Origin of the sequence: Neorhizobium galegae (genome assembly GCF_021391675.1) — a bacterium.
In the GTDB taxonomy this organism is placed as follows: domain Bacteria; phylum Pseudomonadota; class Alphaproteobacteria; order Rhizobiales; family Rhizobiaceae; genus Neorhizobium; species Neorhizobium galegae_B.
Map to the genome: position 1 here is coordinate 3,014,203 of NZ_CP090095.1, position 15,442 is coordinate 3,029,644.

Sequence of the window (15,442 nt, forward strand, 5' to 3'; positions counted from 1 at the left end):
GAGGGTGGTCGGTGCTGCGATCAGCACCAGCCGCCCTTGCCTGCGCCCGGCCGCCTGGCGAGGCCCTCGTTGACAAGGACATCGGCGAGCGAGCGGCCGTTGCGCGTCACTTCGCGCAGCTTGTGGCCTTCGACCTCGTCCTCATTGCCCTGCCAGGTGACCAGCTCGAACGGGCCGGAATCGAGGAAGGCGCGCACCCGCAGCTCCGCATCGCTCGCCTTGATCCGCTCCGCCTCGCAGCGCGGCTTCTTGATGTCGGGCACCTCGATGCCGACCAGCCGGATCTTCTGTCCGTGGAACACGAAACGGTCCGCGGCCACCACGCAGTCGTCCTGCTTGGCCGAGCCGCACAGATAGAATTTCGCCTGATAGGCGCCGGCGAGGCTCTCGCTGCTCCTCGGCGGCTCGGCGGCCTTCTGGATCTCCTCGAGGACCGGCTTGCCGATCGGCGCCGGCGGGATGATCGCGGCGGTGTGGTTCTGGTCCGGAGCGACCGCGGGCTTCGGCGTCACCGGCCGATGAGACGGGCCAGAACTTGCCTGTACAGGCTTTGCGGGCACCGGTTTTGCGGCAACCTGAACCTGGTTGCCGGACGTCAAGCCTTTGACGAAACGCCGGGCCTCCGCAGAATTCTCGTAAAGCGCGATACTGCCGGCCACCAGCGCCAGCGCCCCGAGCCAAGGCCAGAGCGACGAGCCGGAGCCCGACGACCGCCTCGGCGAACTCTTGCGCCGAGAACCGGATTTGCCGCGCGTTTGAGCCATGACCATCTCTCCTGTCGAATCGGAAAGAAGTATCCGGGGGAAGGATTGCCGAAAGGTTTCCGCTCCTTCAGGCAAGGATTGATATTGTGTATGAGTGTGTATAAATTGAACTCATGAAAAGCGCCGAGGTCACCGCGTTGTTGCGCAGGAATGGCTGGATGGAGGTTGCCCGGAAGGGCAGCCATGTTCAATTCAAACATCCGCAAAAGCCCGGCCGTGTGACCATGCCCCATCCGAAGCGCGATATTCCGCTCGGCACATTGCGCAGCATCGAGAAGCAAGCCGGACTGAAGTTGAGGTGATCGTGAGCAACTATATCGGCCTGATCCACAAGAACGCGGAGAGCGACTACGGCGTCTCCTTCCCGGATTTTCCGGGTGTCGTAACCGCCGGCGCGACGCTCGACGAGGCGCGCCATATGGCGGAGGAAGCGCTTGCCTTTCACGTCGAAGGCATGGTCGAGGATGGCGAAACGATCCCCGAACCGTCGAGCCTTGAAAGCGTGATGACAAATCCAGACAATCTGGACGGCGTTGCGATCCTCGTGACCCTGAAAACCCAGGTGGCCAAGGCCGTGCGCATCAATATCACGCTGCCGGAAGACGTGCTGGAACGGATCGACCGTTTCGCCGCGGATCATGGCCTGTCGCGATCGGGTTTCCTCGCCCGCGCAGCAAGCCACGAGATCGAACGCATCACCGGCTGAAAACCTACCCCGCTCGGCCCGTCGCCAGCGCAACCGCCCAGTCGGCGCGGCCGTTTTCTGCGGCCAGCCGCGACATTGCCAGATGGTCGTAGGACACGTTGCGGAATTGCGGTGTCCACCCGGCGGAGGTCTTTTCCAGGACCGCGTAGGACGCCATGGTGTGGCCCGTTTCCACCTTGTGGAAATGCGGCGCGTCGTCGTCATAGGCCGGGCAGCCGACGCTGCCGGGATTGACGATCAACCGGCCGTCGGACAGTTGCACCGCCCGCGGAATATGGCTGTGGCCGCAGAGGATCAGCGGCTGTTCGATGCCGTCCGCCAACACCTCGATCTCCTCCAGCGGCTTCAGGAAGACATGGCCTTCGCTCGACACCTGCTCCAGCCAGTAAACGTTGTCCGACTGCGGCGTCGCATGGCAGAGATAGGCCTCGTCCCGATAGACGGCACTGAACGGCAGCTTGCGCAGCCATTGCAGGTGGCGGGGCGCCAATTGCGAAAACGCATGCACTTCCCAGGAAGGCATGGCATCCGCCGGGTTCTCGATCAGGTAGCGATCGTGATTGCCGCGCACCGTCAGCGTCGCCATCGTATCGAGAAGGAGCAGCAGGTCGGCGGTGCGCCCGGCTTCAAGCGGTCCGCTCAGGCAATCGCCGAGATTGACGATGTCGGTAATGCCCTGTGCGTGAATGTCGGCAAGCACCGCTTCAAGCGCAGCGCAATTTCCGTGGATGTCAGCGATCGCGGCAAAGCGCATCAGCTCCCCCGATAGGTGGAATAACCGTAGGGCGAGAGCAGCAGCGGCACGTGATAGTGCGCCGTCGTGTCGGAAATTCCGAAACGGATCGGGATCACGTCGAGAAAGGCCGGCTCGGCAAGTGTAACGCCGCGAGCTCGAAGATAGGCGCCGGCGTGGAAAACCAGTTCATATTCGCCCGAAAGAAAGGTCTCGCCGATCAGGATCGGCCCGCCATCGACGCGGCCGTCGCTGTTGGTGACGACGGTCTTGAGTTTTTCGCGAGTCTCACCGTTCAGCCGGTAGAGATCGATCGAAAGTCCCTCCGCAGGCGTACCGCTGGCGGTGTCGAGGACGTGGGTGGTGAGTCCCGTCATAGGCTTGGCTCCGCGATGAGATACGGGGTCTCGAAGAACGCTTCCTCATAATTTGCCGATGTGTTGTCGCGATCGACGACCAGGAAATCGCTGACGACGCCGATCGCCATCAGCGGATGATGCCACGAATTGGGGAAATAATTGACGCCCTGATGCGGCTGGACGAGGAAGACCTGCGGTTTGCCCGGTCGTCCGCCCTCGTCATGCGAAACGGCGATCAGGAATGGCTGGCCGGAGATCGGCGAAAAGCTCTGGCTGGCGAAAGGATGTCGCTCCATCATGGTGACCGCATAGGGAAATTGCCGCGGCTTGCTGCGGAAGATGCTGAAGATCAGCCGCTCCGGCTCGCCGATCACCACAGGCTCGGCAAGCGCGTGATAGCGTTCGGTCGTACCGCCGTTGATCAGCCGCATGGTCGCCGGATCGGCCTCGATGACATCGCCGAAGGGTGCGAAGGCTTCCTTTGTGAGGGGCAGAATTTCCAGGTATTCGGTCAATTTATTCGCCTTCGATCATTCGGCTTCATTCATTCGCCCTGGGCACGCCAGTTGCGCAGGGAATCGAGCTGGGAAACCAGCAACGGCAGCGAGGTTTTCACCGTCTCCAGAACGATGGGAAGCTCCAGCTCGTAATAGTCGTGGACGACGAAATTGCGCATGCCCTTCATTTTCGACCACGGAATTTCCGGATGATCGACGGGGAAGTCGGGATGATGCGTCATGATCCTCGCGGCACTCTCGCCGATCAGGATCAACGCCATGCCGACCGCCATCTGCGTGCGAATGTCGGCGAGAAACCTCTCCTGCTCCATCCCGGCCACGAAGTCGCAGGCCCGAAGTGCTGCGGAATGCATCTGGTCAAGATATTCCCTCAGGCGGTCAGCACTCATATGGGTGCCGCTTCCGACAGTATCCGGTCGCGCATCGAGTTGCGGATGCCCCCGGACGTAACCAGATCGACCTTGACCTGAAGCAGCGTCTCAAGCGTGTCCTGCAGTCCGCCGAGATCGAACAGGGTGGTGCCGGGGAGCGCATCGACCAGGATGTCGATATCGCTGTCCGGTCCGTCCTCGCCGCGCGCAACGGAGCCGAAGACGCGCGGGTTCGCCGCATTGAAGCGTGTTGCCGCTTCGCGGATAGCCTCCCGGTTCCTCTCCAGCACTTCCGACGGTCTCATGGCGGCGTCACTCCTGATATCGCCAATATAAGCGACGGAAGGGATCGAGGAAAGAACCGTCCAAGACCTCAATGTCCCGGAAGCAGCGATTGCAGACGCAGGAGCGCGATCTTTTCCACCTGGGCGGTGGCGGTGTCGAATTCCTCGTCGGCCGAATTGTCGATACGCTTCTCGAAGGCGGCCAGAATATCATCCTTGGTCAGCCCCTTGACCGCGATGATGAACGGGAAGCCGAATTTTTCCGTATAGGCGGTGTTGAGCTCGGTGAAGCGGGCGTGTTCGGCGGCGCCCAGGCGGTCCAGCCCGGCGCCGGCCTGTTCCTTTTTGCTGTCCTCGGTCAGTTCGCCGGCAATGGCGAGCTTGCCCGCAAGATCCGGATGGGCGCGCAGCACGCCGAGGCGCTCCTCGCGGCTTGCCTTGCGGAAAATCGAGGTCAGCGCGTCATGCACGCTCTTGGACGTCAGCGGCACCAGCATCAGCCCGGAATCATAGGCCCGTTCGGCGATGAAGGGCGAGTGCTCGAACACACCACCGAACATCGCGATAAAATCCCCGCGCGCGCTCATAGCGCGGCCGCCGGCTTGTGGTGTTCGTGCCAGTGTCTGGCGATCTCGATGCGCTGCGGGATCCATACCTTGTCGTGGCTGAGCACATATTCGATAAAACGCTTCAACGCGGCGGCGCGGCCGGGTCGCCCGACAAGGCGGCAGTGGAGGCCGACCGACATCATCTTCGGAGCACCTTCCTTGCCCTCCTGATAGAGCACGTCGAAGGCGTCCTTGAGATAGGTGAAGAACTGATCGCCGGTGTTGAAGCCCTGCGGCGTCGCAAACCGCATGTCGTTGGTTTCGAGCGTATAGGGGATGATCAGGAACGGCTTGCCGTCGAGGCCCTTGACCCAATAGGGCAGGTCGTCCGCATAACTGTCGGAGGAATAGAGGAAACCGCCCTCCTCCATGACCAGTTTCAGCGTGTTGTCGGAAGGCTTGCCCTGATACATGCCGTAGGGGCGCTCGCCGACGAGTTCGGTATGCAGGCGCACCGCTTCGAGAATGTGTTCGCGCTCTTTCTCCTCCGGGAAATCCTTGTATTCCAGCCAGCGATAGCCGTGGCTGGCGATTTCCCAGCCGGCTTCCTTCATGGCGGCGACCGCTTCCGGGTTGCGGGCCATGGCGAGCGTCACGCCGTAGACGGTGGTCTGGACCTTGAGATCGGTGAACATCCGAAAGAGCCGCCAGAAGCCGGCGCGCGAGCCGTATTCGTAGATCGACTCCATGTTGAGGTTGCGCTGGCCAGGCCAGGGGGCGGCACCGACGATTTCCGACAGCAGGTTTTCCGAGGCCGGATCGCCGTCCATGATCGAGCTCTCGCCGCCCTCCTCGTAATTGATCACGAACTGGACGGCGACATGGGCGCCGCCCGGCCATTTCGGATCGGGAGTGGAACGGCCGTAGCCGACGAGTTCGCGCGGATAGTCTTTTGCCTGCATGGGTCACCTTCGACGAATGAGGCCGGACGGTAGCGCACCCGTTCCGGCCATGTCGAGATGGAAACGTCCGTTCAGAGGCCGAGCGCCCGAAGGATCGCGACTGAGGCAACACCGAGTGCCACGGAAACGAGCATCGGCAGGCGAAGTGCCGCAAAAGCAGTCACCGCGCAGGCCAAGGTTTCGGCAATCCCGGTAGCAAACGCAGTCGGCGCGACGACGGCCATCAGCACGGCGGGCGGGATCGATTCGATTGCCTTGCGGCGGTTGCCTTCAAGGGAAACGTGGCGAATGAGCACGAGGCCGCTCAACCGGGTGAGCACAGTGGCGGCCGCCATCGAGAGGATCGCGACGAGCGTGGCGAGATCGACGGTCATGGCGTCACCTCGACATCGCGCGCTTTGCCGGTGAGCATCGCGGCGGCAAGACCGGCGATAGCACCGGCAGCGATATACCAGACGCCCGGCACGAAATGCTGGGTGACGACGGCGGCGCCGCCGCTCGCCAGCAGCACGGCGCCGGTTTCCGGCCCCTTCCAGAAGCCCATGACCAGCACGATGAAGACGGCCGGGAACGCGAAGTCGAGCCCGAGCACCACCGGATCGCCGAGAAAGGCGCCGAGGGCAGCACCGGCGAACCCCGAAAACACCCAGGCAAGGTAGAAGGGCCCGACGAGGCCTGCGAACCAAGCGGGCGTCAGCTTCGCCACCTTGGCCCGGAACTCCGCCATCGCCCAGATCTCGTCGGCGAGGAACAGCATCGAGAGATAACGTACCGGCTGGCTGAAACTGCCCATTCTGGTGCCGAGCGAGGCGCTCATCAGCACGTGGCGGATGTTGACCAAAAGGGCTGCGAACCCGACGCCGGTCCAGGAGGCCGGATGGGTCCAGATATCCATCGCCACGAATTGCGATCCGCCGGCAAAGACGAGCGCGCTCATCAGCCCCGCCTCGGCCGGCGACAGGCCTTTTGTCGCCGCCACCGCACCAAAAACGAGGCCGATCGGGATGACGGCGGCGATCAGCGGCGAGATCGCCCGCATGCCGCCCAGAAACTCCTGAAGTCTTGTATTGCCATTCACGTCAAAAACCTCCGATTGAGGCGGAGGTCTTTAAAGATCAGGCGGATAACCGTCTTGAACGAAAGTGATCAGCGAGCCCGATACTGTCCCGGCGTCAACCCGGTGCGGGCCTTGAAGTGGCGGGTGAAATGCGCCTGGTCGGCAAACCCGCATTCGAGCGCGATCTCGGCCGGCTGGCCGCCGTCCCTTAAGCGTTTGCGCGCGGCACGGATGCGGATATCCGTGAGGAAGGAATGCGGGGTGATGTGGAATTCCTTGCGGAAGGCGCGGATGAGATGAGCGCGGCTGAGACCCGCGACGGTCGCGAGTTCCTCCAGCCCGACATCGGACGCAAAATGCTCGGTGAGGTAGTCGCGGGCCTGGCGCACGGCGGTGCGCTCGGTCGTACCGGCGGGCACGACGATCGAACTGCCGTGGCGACGGAACATTGCGTCGAGCACCAGGAACATCGCCTGGCTGGCTTCGAGCGCGCCGGAGCCCTCCTCCAGCGTCCGGTGCGCCTCGTGGAAAGCGTCGGCGAGCGCCTGGTCGTGGAGGAGCTGGATGCCGAAGGCGGGCGTGCCCTTGAAAGGCTTGCCGGTGACGTCTTCGAGGATTTCGCGCAGCAGTGCGACATCCGGATAAATCATCCGGTAGCGATAACCGCCGCCCCGCGGCGCACCGTCATGTGTCTCTCCCGGATTGATCAGGTAGAGTCCGCCCGGCCCGGCGCTTTCGCGGCTGCCCTTGATGGTGCAGACCTGCATGCCCTGTTCGATCGCACCGATACTGAACGTATCATGCGAATGCGGCGCGAATTCGTGGGTGAGAAACGTCGCGCGCAGGCATTCCATGCCGCCGAAGCGATGGTCGCGCCAGAAACGGGTCACCTCTGCCGGCATCAGCGGCATGTGGTCGGTGGCCTGTTCCTGCGAGATATTCTCCATGCGGAGAATATAGCAGATGACGGCGCGGTTGCTCTTGAACAAAAGTGACGCGGCCGGCCGCCAAAATCTCAGGCGATCTTGCGCGCCGCCACTCGTCCCATCGGGTGCAGCGAATGCACCTGGAAGGGCGCGCCGGGCTCCTCCTCGATGAACAGCGCCAGGTTGGCAATTTCGACCGGCTTTTTCAGATACGGCTCGAAATAATCGCGAAGCGCCAGATCGAAACGCGGAATCTCGATCGGCGACAGCGGGCCGGTCAGCGTCATATGGAAACGGAACTCATCCATTACGTAAGGATGGCCCCAGCGATGCAGGTTGGCGAATTGCGGCGCCGAGAGATCGCCCGAATCGCTGCGCTCCAGCTCGGCTTCGCTCAGCGGCGTGCGGAAATTGTCGAACTCCTGGACGACGGAAGCGGCGAGGAATCGGGCGGTATCGCAGGGGACCACCGGTGCAAGGCCGAAGAAATTGCCGAGCCGGACGACTTCGAGCTTCGGCAGTTCGAACGGGCTGTGAATACCCGCAAAGCGCATCAGGTGGCGCAGCAGCATCGGTTCGGTGACGTCGGGCGCCAGCCGGAACGGCGCCTTCAGCGTCGCATGGAATCCGTAGCGACGCGGCAGCGCGGTATTGAAGGCAATGTCGTGAATGCCGATGCCGCGGATTGCCGGCGGCTCCATCGCATCGCCCGAAAAGGCATTGCGACCGAGCCACTGGGCCGCGGCAAGCGTCAGCGGATCATGCGCCGGAGGCGTGAAATGAATGGCATAGCGCATGCGTCACCTTCTGAACGTCCTTTTCAGCAACCCCGTGTTTTACGCATTGCTCAACAATCCCTGCCGTGGGGGTTAAGTGATTTGCGTGACAGAATAACGACGCGAAGGACTGAAAGTTCGCGTTTAACGCGAGGCGACGGCAAGGTGATTGGCGAGCGTGAACGACGCCGGAAGCCGCATTTCCCGGCCGTTCAGCGCGTTGAGGGCAGCATCGGCCAACCTGTGCGCGATGCCGAAACTCACCTTGAAACCACCTGTGAGCGCGATCACTCGGGCGTGATCGGGATGGGCACCGACCATTGGATCGCGGTCGATCGCCTTCGGCCGCAATCCCGCCCAGCGTTCGACGACGGGAGCCTGGGCCAGGGCCGGCACCAGAGCGCGCGCGCGCGCGATGAGCTCGTCCAGCTGAGAATCGGTCGAGGACGGGTCGTCGAAGACATCCTCGCTGGTGCTGCCGACAGCGACGTGACCGCCCTCATGGGCGACCACATAAAGGCCGTTCAGGAAGATCACCGGCAAGGACGGATCGACATCCGCCTTGAGCAGTGCCGCCTGCCCCTTGACCGGCTGGCCGAGCGGATGCTTCAGCGGCGGCGAGACGCCTTGAAGCAGGGAGAAGGACCGGTGGCCGGCCGAGACGATGCAATGGCCGAAGGTGACGCTTTCACCACCGTGGAATATAATCCTATTTACTGCCGGATCGATCGTCTCGGCTTCGATACCCTCGACGATCCGAACATTGCCAGCGGAGCGCAGGTAGGCGACGAGCGCCGAGACGAGGCCGCGCGGAGAAACCCGGGCCGCAAACGTGTCATGCACCAGTCCGGCAGCCGCGAAGGAGGCATCCGGCCACCCTTTTTGCGGGGGACGGTCAAGCACATGCCAATGGAAACGGCGGTCGCCGCGCCGCCAGCAGGCTTCCGCATCGGCCGAGTGCCCGAGCGCAATCTTCCGTAAATGCGGCTTCGGCAACGGGATCAGCCGGCCGGAGCGGCGGTAGCTGCAGACGACGCCGGTCTCGGCTTCGAGCTCGATGATCTCGTCTTCCAGCGACAGAAGTGCATCGAACTGGAACTGTTTCTTGTCGTTCCACTTGTCGGGCATGTGCGGCATCAGGGCGCCGAGAAGCCCGCCGCTCGCCCCCTGCCCCAGCGGGCCGGCATCGACGAGCAGGGTCCGGATGCCGAGCCGCTCGGCCTTGACCGCCGCCCAGAGGCCCATGATGCCGCCGCCGACGATGACGAGATCGGCGGAGGATGGGAGAGCATGAGATTGACCGCCGAAGCCGGCAGGATTATCCGCATGTCCCATGAGCGACCGTGATCCTGAAATTCGTGTGACCGAAAGCCAGACCTTGGACTGGCATGACGGCGATATGCCCTATTCGCAAAAGTTTGGCGATCACTTTTATTGCCGCACCGACGGTCGGCTGGAGTGCGGCCACACGTTTCTGGCCGGCAATGGCCTGCCGGAGCGCTGGGAAAGGCAACGAACTTTCCGGATCGGCGAACTCGGCTTCGGCACCGGGCTGAATTTCTGCGAGACCTGGCGGCAATGGAAGCTTTCCCGCCCCGCAGGCGCGAAGCTTCATTTCACCTCGTTCGAGCTTTACCCGATGCAGCGCGACGAGATCGACCGGGCACTCGCCCGCTGGCCGGAGATCGATGCGGAACGGCAGGCGTTGATCGAGGCCTGGCCGTGCGGACCCGCCGGCCATGTCGTGATCGACGCTGACGCCCAGACCCGGCTGACGGTCGTCTGCGGCCCCGCGCTCGAAGGCGTCTCCATGGCCGAGGCGGATTTCGACGCCTGGTTCCTCGACGGTTTCGCGCCGTCGCGCAATCCGGACATGTGGTCGCCCGAAATCATGCGGGCGATCTACGACAAAACCTTATCCGGCGGCACGTTCGGCACTTATGCGGCCGCCGGCTTCGTGCGGCGGAACCTGCAGGCCGCCGGTTTCACGGTCGAACGGCGGCCGGGCTTTGCGGGCAAGCGCGAGATGCTGTGCGGCATCAAACTTGCGCCCTGATCCAAGGCAGCCTGACGCAAAACAGCCGGCCCTGAGACCGGCTGCCATCCATCACATCGCACGGCCACCTACTGGCAGACGCGCAGGCTTTCCATGTGCCAGCCGCCGTCATAGGCGTTGCGCACGCGGCGGTCCTCGAACCAGCAGCGCGGCCGGGGTGGTGGTGGCGGATCGATGTAGCGCGGCCCGCCGTCATTGGCGAGAGCGCCGCCGATCAGGCCGCCTATGACGCCCGCGGCCAGGCCGCCGGCGATTATGGCGCCGTCATTGTTACGATGTCTGCGCGGCGGAGGCGGAGGACCACGGCGATCGTATCGGTCGTAGTGTCTGTCCCATTGCTGGGCCGCTGCTTCGCCGGCCGGTACCACGATACTGGTGCAGGTGGCGGCCAGGATCAGTGCCGAGACAATTATCTTCTTCATCACAAGCGTCTCCGTTTCCACCGAGCCGCGCCTGCGAGCGGCAGGAAAAGGCCCGATATTCCCGAACAATGCACATGCCGTGCTTAATGGTCCCTGAACGGAAAAGCCGCGCGCGGCAGAAAAACCTGTGACGGGATCGACCGAGAGGCCCCCGACCGGCTCTACCGAAAGCGCGACTGCCGTGCGAGGTCTCGATCCGCTCCAATCGGCGGCGGAACTTGGCCGTAGCTCCACATCGGCGAAACGCGCTCATGGCGCGCCAGATAAGGCGCTGACCGCCACAACCCGCCCTCGAATTACAAAATACGTACCCGCCAGTATTTTTCGCCATTCATTGTTGGGCCTTCCCGTTCGCGTAGCGCCTTCATACTTTTGCGGGAAAGTGATTGCCGCATGCGCGGAATTGGAGCATTGGATGAACTTCACGGACACCCACCATATTCATGTCCTCGGCGGTCAATATGCGGTGTCTGCCGATCCAGATATGATACTGATGACCGTTCTCGGCTCCTGCGTCTCGGCCTGCATCTATGATACGGTCACCAATGTCGGAGGAATGAATCATTTCATCCTGCCGACGAGCGGCGGGCTGGATATTGCCGAGCGCCCGGAACGTTACGGTGATCTGGCCATGCGCACGCTGGTCGACGATCTTTATGATTTCGGTGCCGAACGCCGGAATCTCAGGGCCAAGCTCTTTGGCGGCCGCACGCGAAAATCGAGCGGCTACGATCCGGGATCTCTCAATTCCGCATTCGCCAGACGGTTCCTTCTGGAGGAGGGCATCAAGCTTGTCGACACCAGCCTCGGCGACGATCTGGCGCGCTGGATCAGCTTTCAACCGACGACGGGCAGAGTGCAGATGAGGATTACCGACACCATGCCCGCACCCTCGATTGCCGGGACGGCGCGGGAGAGGCTATATTGAGCGGCTTGGCCACGTCTCATCAGCTCAGTTCGAAACAGAACTCACGATCGCACCGCCGAGCCAGTTGCGGACCTTGGCTTCCAGTGCCTCCGGGCTGATCGGCTTGGAAAGATAATCGTCCATGCCGACCTGGAAGCAGAGTTCGCGGTCGCTTTCGAGCGCATGCGCCGTGACGCCGATGATCGGCGTATGGGTTCCCGTCTCCTGTTCGAGCTCGCGGATCTTCTGGGTCGCCTGATGCCCGTTCATGACCGGCATCGAGACGTCCATGATGATCACCGCCGGATCGTGCTTTTTCCACGCCTCGACCGCTTCCGCGCCGTTCTTGACGATCTGGAACAGCCAGCCGGTAGTCTGCAGGATCTGGGTGAAGACGATCTGGTTGACCTCGTTGTCCTCGGCGACCAGCACGTCGAGCGTCGGCGCCGCCTGCATGGGCGGCGTCGAGACCGGGGCGACGGGCTTCTCGACAATCACCGGGGCGGAGCTCGCCCGTGCGGCGACTGCGACCGGAGCCACGACCGGCTGCACCTGGGGCCGGGTTGCCGCCTGCTCCGCTTCGACCGCGCGGCGCTTGGTGCGGATCGAGCGGACGACGTCGATGATCGTGCTGCGCAAAAGGTTGGCACGCGCCGGCTTCATCAGATGCGCCTGGATGTTGAGGGCGGCAAACATGCTGTCGTCGCCGGCCATTTCCATGGAGGTCAGGAAAACCACGCCGGTGCCGTCGAAGCGCGCATCGCGCCTGAGGTGTTTTGCGAAATCGAGCCCGTTCATCTCCGGCATGTGGTAGTCGAGCACGATCGCATCGACGGTGACGCCGATGCGGGCGGCTTCGCTGAGGATCGCCAGACCCTCGGCGCCGCTGTCGGCTGCGACCGTGTCGAAGCCCCACATGGTGAGCTGCTCGTTGAGGATACGGCGGTTGACGGCATTGTCATCGACGACGAGGATGCGGGCGCCGCTCGTGTTGATCGGCAGGGTGGTGAGCACATTGCGTTCGCTGACCACCTGGAACGGCAGGTGCACGGTGAAGACCGAGCCGCGTCCGACTTCGCTCGTCACGTCGATATAGCCGCCGAAGAGTTCGGTGAGGCCGGCGGTGATCGCAAGCCCCAGGCCGGTGCCTTCGTGGCGACGCGTCGAGGACGTATCGACCTGCGAGAATTTCTCGAAGACCGATTTCAGTTTCTCTTCGGGAATGCCGAGCCCGGTATCCTCGATGCGGATCGACAGCATCATCTCGCCGGGGCCTTTTGCCTCCGACCTCAGGTCGATGAAGACATGCCCCTTTTCGGTGAACTTCACCGCATTGCCGACCAGGTTGGTGATGATCTGGCGAAAACGGCCCGCGTCTCCCATCACCGTCTCGCGGATCGAGGCATCGCCGCGCACGATGAGCTCGATATCCTTCTCGGCGGCCGAGGAAGACAAAAGCGTCGCCACGTCCTCGATCGCCTCGACCGGGTCGAACGGCGCCTTGCGCAGTTTCATCTGCCCGGCATCGATCTTGGAGAAGTCGAGAATGTCGTTGATGATCGTCAGGAGCGCATTGCCCGATTTGACGATGATGTCGATGAAGGTCTTCTGGCGGGTGTCGAGATTGGATTTGGCCAGTAGTTCCGCCATGCCGAGCACGCCGTTCATCGGCGTGCGAATCTCGTGGCTCATATTGGCGAGGAATTCAGACTTCGCCCGGTCGGCGGCCTCGGCGCGTTGCAGGAGGCGGGTCAGTTCCTCTTCGCGGCTCTTCATCTCCGTAACGTCGGTGAATACCGCCAGCCAATGGTCGCTGCCGGTGAGCTTCGCCTCCACCTGGATCCATTTGCGGCCCTCGACGCGGAACGCGGCAAAGACGGGCTTGCCGGCCTCGACATTGTCTTCCCAGGCCTGGAGCGCCGCCGCCGCTTCCTGGGGCGTGCCGAGATCGCCGCGCTCGACGCAATAGCGGAAGAGATCGCGCCACAGGCCTCCGGCGCCCACCATCTCGGCCGGCATGTCGAGCATGGCCGGCAGCGCATCGTTTGAGAAGATGATCTCGCCGTCATGCAGGATGAGCAGCCCTTGCGACATGGCGCTCGTCGCGTCGCGCATCAGCGCGCCGTGGGTTTCAAGCGCGGCGCGGGCTTCCTGGATCTCCTGCTCGCGCTTGCGCACGGCCGTGATGTCCATGTAACTCAGCAGGATCTTCCCGCCGGAAAGCTGGGTGCCGGAGATGACAATCACCAGACCGTTGCGGCTTTTCACCTCGATCGGCGGCCGTTCCTGGCCATCGGTCAATGCGGCGATGCGCTCCCGGTAGATTTCCTCGAAGCTGTACGTCGAGCCGGCATAGATGCCGTGGTCGAAATTGACCTTCAGGAAGTCCCGGTAGGAACGGCCGGGCAGATCGAACTGCTCTCCGGCATCCCAGAAGGAATAGAAGGCCGGGTTGGCGTATTCGAACAGGAACTGCTCGTCGAGGATCGCCACGCCGACAGGCATGGTGTGCAGGATCGTCTGCAGATCCTTGCCCATCTTCTCAGCCTTGTTCTGGGCCTCCTTGATGCGGGACACGTCCATGCGCGAACCGACGAGGTTGTGCGCGCCGTCATTGGTGGTCACCCGGCGCAGATGTGTGATGACCGGGACGACTGTTCCGTCGGGAAAGGTGATGTCCTCCGACTTCTCGATGTCCTCGCCTGTCATCACCCGGTCGTTCTCGACACGGAAACGATCGGCCGCGTCGGGGAACATTTCCGTTTCGGTCTTGCCGAGAAAATGGCTCCTGGGCTTGCCGAGCATCGCCTCGTAGGCGGCATTGGCATAGGTGAGCCGGCGGTCGCTATTGCGCACGAACACGGGCACCGGCAGGTCTTCGAGCACGGCGCGAAGCAGGTCCGTCTCCGACACATGGGTGCGCAGGAGCATTTCCTGCTCCTTGAAATCGGTCACGTCGTGACGGATGGCGATCAGCAGGCCGTTTTCGAGGCGCTTGTTGATGCTCCGCAGCCAGCGACCGTCGGAAAGCTGGTCGATGCTCTCGGAATAGGCAAGCTCGAACGGCTTCATCCGCTCGGCGATCCATGCGTCCTTGCTCGGCACATTGGGACCGAAACTCGCCGGCGACACGCGCTGGCGGCGATCATAGGCAAATCCGAGGATATCCTTGAGGGTGATCCCCGGCTGGATATCGATCGAGATCGACGCAAAATGGTTGATGAGCTGGGAATTGCAGTAGAGCAGAACGTTGTGCTTGTCGTAGATGCCGATGCCCATTTCGAGCATGTCGAGGGCATCGTCGAGAAGCGCATTGTTGAACGGCGAGAACGGCGCGAGGGGCTTTGCGCCGGCAAGCGGGGCAACCACCTTCGGTTCGAACACGGCGTCAATGCCCGGAACCGCTGCAAACGTGCCGAAGAGATAGGTGTGGTCGTCTTCCGTGAGGAAACGCTCGATATGGATCTCATGGCGGACGACGCCCGAGCGGTCGAAGCAGAGCGCCGTCTCGTCGGTGCCGAATACGATCGCCCGGCATTCCTTTTCCTTGCGGTCGGCATCGTCCGACGCGCCTGCAAGGCCGCGGCTGGTATTGCCGGCAAAGTCGGTCGGATGCATGCCGAAAAGGCGTGCATAGGCGGCGTTCACCGCCACGTAGATGAGGGCGCTGTCCTTGATGAAGGCGGGCTCGGCGAGATCGTTGATCCGCTCGCACGCCGTTTTCAAGAGTTCGCTTTCCGTGTCCACCTTCCCCCGCTCCTTCGTGCCGGCCGATATCCGGCTCGATTCGTTTGTCTCCCAATCGACTGATAACACCATAGCGAGTGTTAATATCGTGTTGTTGAAACGGTACGACTTATCGTTTTTGGCATTTGTCAATCAGAAGCTCCGGCATGCGGCTGAAAATACAGCCTCAGGTCGAGTGCCGGTATTGGTCGCCGCGGTTCGGCTGGAGGCTTCGCGGCGCGGTCGGAAGGAAAATCGGAGGCTTAGCCGGATTTGCTCTGCCAAATCTTTTCCATACTATTGCCATGATCTCGCCTTGATCCCCAT

At 62.6% G+C, this 15,442-nt stretch carries 19 protein-coding genes; 4 read left to right on the forward strand and 15 right to left on the reverse strand.

Features of this window, described 5'->3' with window-relative positions; all coding sequences use genetic code 11:
* Positions 1 to 20: 20 nt before the first annotated feature.
* Positions 21 to 764, reverse strand: coding sequence for a hypothetical protein (locus LZK81_RS14965; protein WP_052758995.1), 744 nt, complete (start codon positions 762 to 764; stop codon positions 21 to 23).
* Between the two features lie 113 nt (positions 765 to 877).
* Between LZK81_RS14965 and LZK81_RS14970 the strand changes: the two genes are divergently transcribed.
* Both LZK81_RS14970 and LZK81_RS14975 read left to right on the forward strand, forming a co-directional pair.
* Positions 878 to 1,066 (forward strand): type II toxin-antitoxin system HicA family toxin, encoded by a 189-nt coding sequence (locus LZK81_RS14970; RefSeq protein ID WP_233953774.1) that lies wholly within the window; start codon positions 878 to 880, stop codon positions 1,064 to 1,066.
* Positions 1,067 to 1,068: 2 nt separating this feature from the next.
* A complete protein-coding gene (locus LZK81_RS14975; RefSeq protein WP_233953775.1) occupies positions 1,069 to 1,470 on the forward strand; it encodes a type II toxin-antitoxin system HicB family antitoxin in 402 nt (133 codons plus the stop codon).
* A 4-nt stretch (positions 1,471 to 1,474) separates the two neighbouring features.
* Here the strand turns inward: LZK81_RS14975 and LZK81_RS14980 are convergent, their stop codons facing one another.
* The 12 genes from LZK81_RS14980 to LZK81_RS15035 form a co-directional block, all read right to left on the reverse strand.
* Entirely contained in the window at positions 1,475 to 2,224 is a 750-nt protein-coding gene (locus tag LZK81_RS14980; protein WP_233953776.1) for a metallophosphoesterase family protein, read from the reverse strand.
* Positions 2,224 to 2,580, reverse strand: a complete 357-nt coding sequence (uraH, locus tag LZK81_RS14985) for a hydroxyisourate hydrolase (RefSeq protein ID WP_233953777.1) — start codon at positions 2,578 to 2,580, stop codon at positions 2,224 to 2,226. Before uraH ends, LZK81_RS14980 begins: the two co-directional genes overlap by 1 nt.
* Positions 2,577 to 3,077 carry an ureidoglycolate lyase gene (locus LZK81_RS14990; RefSeq protein WP_046609164.1) on the reverse strand — a complete coding sequence of 167 codons (501 nt, stop codon included), beginning with the start codon at positions 3,075 to 3,077 and terminating at the stop codon, positions 2,577 to 2,579. Before LZK81_RS14990 ends, uraH begins: the two co-directional genes overlap by 4 nt.
* 29 nt (positions 3,078 to 3,106) lie before the next feature.
* Entirely contained in the window at positions 3,107 to 3,469 is a 363-nt protein-coding gene (locus LZK81_RS14995; RefSeq protein WP_046625260.1) for a DUF86 domain-containing protein, read from the reverse strand.
* A complete protein-coding gene (locus tag LZK81_RS15000; protein WP_046603727.1) occupies positions 3,466 to 3,756 on the reverse strand; it encodes a nucleotidyltransferase family protein in 291 nt (96 codons plus the stop codon). The genes LZK81_RS14995 and LZK81_RS15000 overlap by 4 nt, the downstream gene beginning before the upstream one ends.
* Before the next feature lie 68 nt (positions 3,757 to 3,824).
* Positions 3,825 to 4,322 (reverse strand): 2-oxo-4-hydroxy-4-carboxy-5-ureidoimidazoline decarboxylase, encoded by a 498-nt coding sequence (gene uraD / locus LZK81_RS15005; RefSeq protein ID WP_233953778.1) that lies wholly within the window; start codon positions 4,320 to 4,322, stop codon positions 3,825 to 3,827.
* The gene (gene puuE, locus LZK81_RS15010; RefSeq protein WP_046625258.1) at positions 4,319 to 5,245 is read right to left on the reverse strand and encodes an allantoinase PuuE; all 927 of its coding nucleotides are present in this window, start codon (positions 5,243 to 5,245) and stop codon (positions 4,319 to 4,321) included. Before puuE ends, uraD begins: the two co-directional genes overlap by 4 nt.
* A gap of 71 nt (positions 5,246 to 5,316) precedes the next feature.
* Positions 5,317 to 5,619, reverse strand: coding sequence for an AzlD family protein (locus tag LZK81_RS15015; RefSeq protein WP_233953779.1), 303 nt, complete (start codon positions 5,617 to 5,619; stop codon positions 5,317 to 5,319).
* On the reverse strand, positions 5,616 to 6,284 hold the full coding sequence (locus LZK81_RS15020) for an AzlC family ABC transporter permease (RefSeq protein ID WP_233956574.1): 669 nt from the start codon (positions 6,282 to 6,284) through the stop codon (positions 5,616 to 5,618). Before LZK81_RS15020 ends, LZK81_RS15015 begins: the two co-directional genes overlap by 4 nt.
* A 107-nt stretch (positions 6,285 to 6,391) precedes the next feature.
* Positions 6,392 to 7,249 (reverse strand): AraC family transcriptional regulator, encoded by an 858-nt coding sequence (locus LZK81_RS15025; RefSeq protein WP_233956576.1) that lies wholly within the window; start codon positions 7,247 to 7,249, stop codon positions 6,392 to 6,394.
* Between the two features lie 68 nt (positions 7,250 to 7,317).
* Complete coding sequence (locus tag LZK81_RS15030) at positions 7,318 to 8,025, reverse strand: DUF1045 domain-containing protein (protein ID WP_046625256.1); 708 nt, start codon at positions 8,023 to 8,025, stop codon at positions 7,318 to 7,320.
* A gap of 123 nt (positions 8,026 to 8,148) precedes the next feature.
* Complete coding sequence (locus LZK81_RS15035) at positions 8,149 to 9,339, reverse strand: NAD(P)/FAD-dependent oxidoreductase (protein ID WP_233953780.1); 1,191 nt, start codon at positions 9,337 to 9,339, stop codon at positions 8,149 to 8,151.
* Between LZK81_RS15035 and mnmD the strand changes: the two genes are divergently transcribed.
* Positions 9,338 to 10,060, forward strand: coding sequence for a tRNA (5-methylaminomethyl-2-thiouridine)(34)-methyltransferase MnmD (gene mnmD / locus LZK81_RS15040; RefSeq protein WP_233953781.1), 723 nt, complete (start codon positions 9,338 to 9,340; stop codon positions 10,058 to 10,060). The two genes, LZK81_RS15035 and mnmD, sit on opposite strands and share 2 nt — an antisense overlap.
* A 68-nt stretch (positions 10,061 to 10,128) precedes the next feature.
* Here the strand turns inward: mnmD and LZK81_RS15045 are convergent, their stop codons facing one another.
* Positions 10,129 to 10,482, reverse strand: coding sequence for a hypothetical protein (locus LZK81_RS15045; RefSeq protein WP_233953782.1), 354 nt, complete (start codon positions 10,480 to 10,482; stop codon positions 10,129 to 10,131).
* Positions 10,483 to 10,897: 415 nt separating this feature from the next.
* Between LZK81_RS15045 and LZK81_RS15050 the strand changes: the two genes are divergently transcribed.
* A complete protein-coding gene (locus LZK81_RS15050) occupies positions 10,898 to 11,410 on the forward strand; it encodes a chemotaxis protein CheD (protein WP_233953783.1) in 513 nt (170 codons plus the stop codon).
* 24 nt (positions 11,411 to 11,434) lie between these two features.
* On the opposite strand, the gene LZK81_RS15055 is transcribed toward LZK81_RS15050, so the two are convergent.
* Entirely contained in the window at positions 11,435 to 15,136 is a 3,702-nt protein-coding gene (locus tag LZK81_RS15055) for a response regulator (RefSeq protein ID WP_233953784.1), read from the reverse strand.
* Between the last annotated feature and the right edge of the window lie 306 nt (positions 15,137 to 15,442).

Bases quoted from the DNA above. Each gene is read 5' to 3' on its own strand.
- LZK81_RS14970 (WP_233953774.1), top strand. From the start codon at position 878: ATGAAAAGCGCCGAGGTCACCGCGTTGTTGCGCAGGAATGGCTGGATG.
- LZK81_RS15025 (WP_233956576.1), bottom strand. From the start codon at position 7,249: ATGGAGAATATCTCGCAGGAACAGGCCACCGACCACATGCCGCTGATG.
- LZK81_RS15030 (WP_046625256.1), bottom strand. From the start codon at position 8,025: ATGCGCTATGCCATTCATTTCACGCCTCCGGCGCATGATCCGCTGACG.
- puuE (WP_046625258.1), bottom strand. From the start codon at position 5,245: ATGCAGGCAAAAGACTATCCGCGCGAACTCGTCGGCTACGGCCGTTCC.
- LZK81_RS14965 (WP_052758995.1), bottom strand. From the start codon at position 764: ATGGCTCAAACGCGCGGCAAATCCGGTTCTCGGCGCAAGAGTTCGCCG.
- LZK81_RS14980 (WP_233953776.1), bottom strand. From the start codon at position 2,224: ATGCGCTTTGCCGCGATCGCTGACATCCACGGAAATTGCGCTGCGCTT.
- LZK81_RS15050 (WP_233953783.1), top strand. From the start codon at position 10,898: ATGAACTTCACGGACACCCACCATATTCATGTCCTCGGCGGTCAATAT.
- LZK81_RS15015 (WP_233953779.1), bottom strand. From the start codon at position 5,619: ATGACCGTCGATCTCGCCACGCTCGTCGCGATCCTCTCGATGGCGGCC.
- LZK81_RS15000 (WP_046603727.1), bottom strand. From the start codon at position 3,756: ATGAGACCGTCGGAAGTGCTGGAGAGGAACCGGGAGGCTATCCGCGAA.
- LZK81_RS15035 (WP_233953780.1), bottom strand. From the start codon at position 9,339: ATGGGACATGCGGATAATCCTGCCGGCTTCGGCGGTCAATCTCATGCT.
- LZK81_RS14995 (WP_046625260.1), bottom strand. From the start codon at position 3,469: ATGAGTGCTGACCGCCTGAGGGAATATCTTGACCAGATGCATTCCGCA.
- LZK81_RS15020 (WP_233956574.1), bottom strand. From the start codon at position 6,284: ATGCGGGCGATCTCGCCGCTGATCGCCGCCGTCATCCCGATCGGCCTC.
- uraD (WP_233953778.1), bottom strand. From the start codon at position 4,322: ATGAGCGCGCGCGGGGATTTTATCGCGATGTTCGGTGGTGTGTTCGAG.
- mnmD (WP_233953781.1), top strand. From the start codon at position 9,338: ATGAGCGACCGTGATCCTGAAATTCGTGTGACCGAAAGCCAGACCTTG.
- uraH (WP_233953777.1), bottom strand. From the start codon at position 2,580: ATGACGGGACTCACCACCCACGTCCTCGACACCGCCAGCGGTACGCCT.
- LZK81_RS15045 (WP_233953782.1), bottom strand. From the start codon at position 10,482: ATGAAGAAGATAATTGTCTCGGCACTGATCCTGGCCGCCACCTGCACC.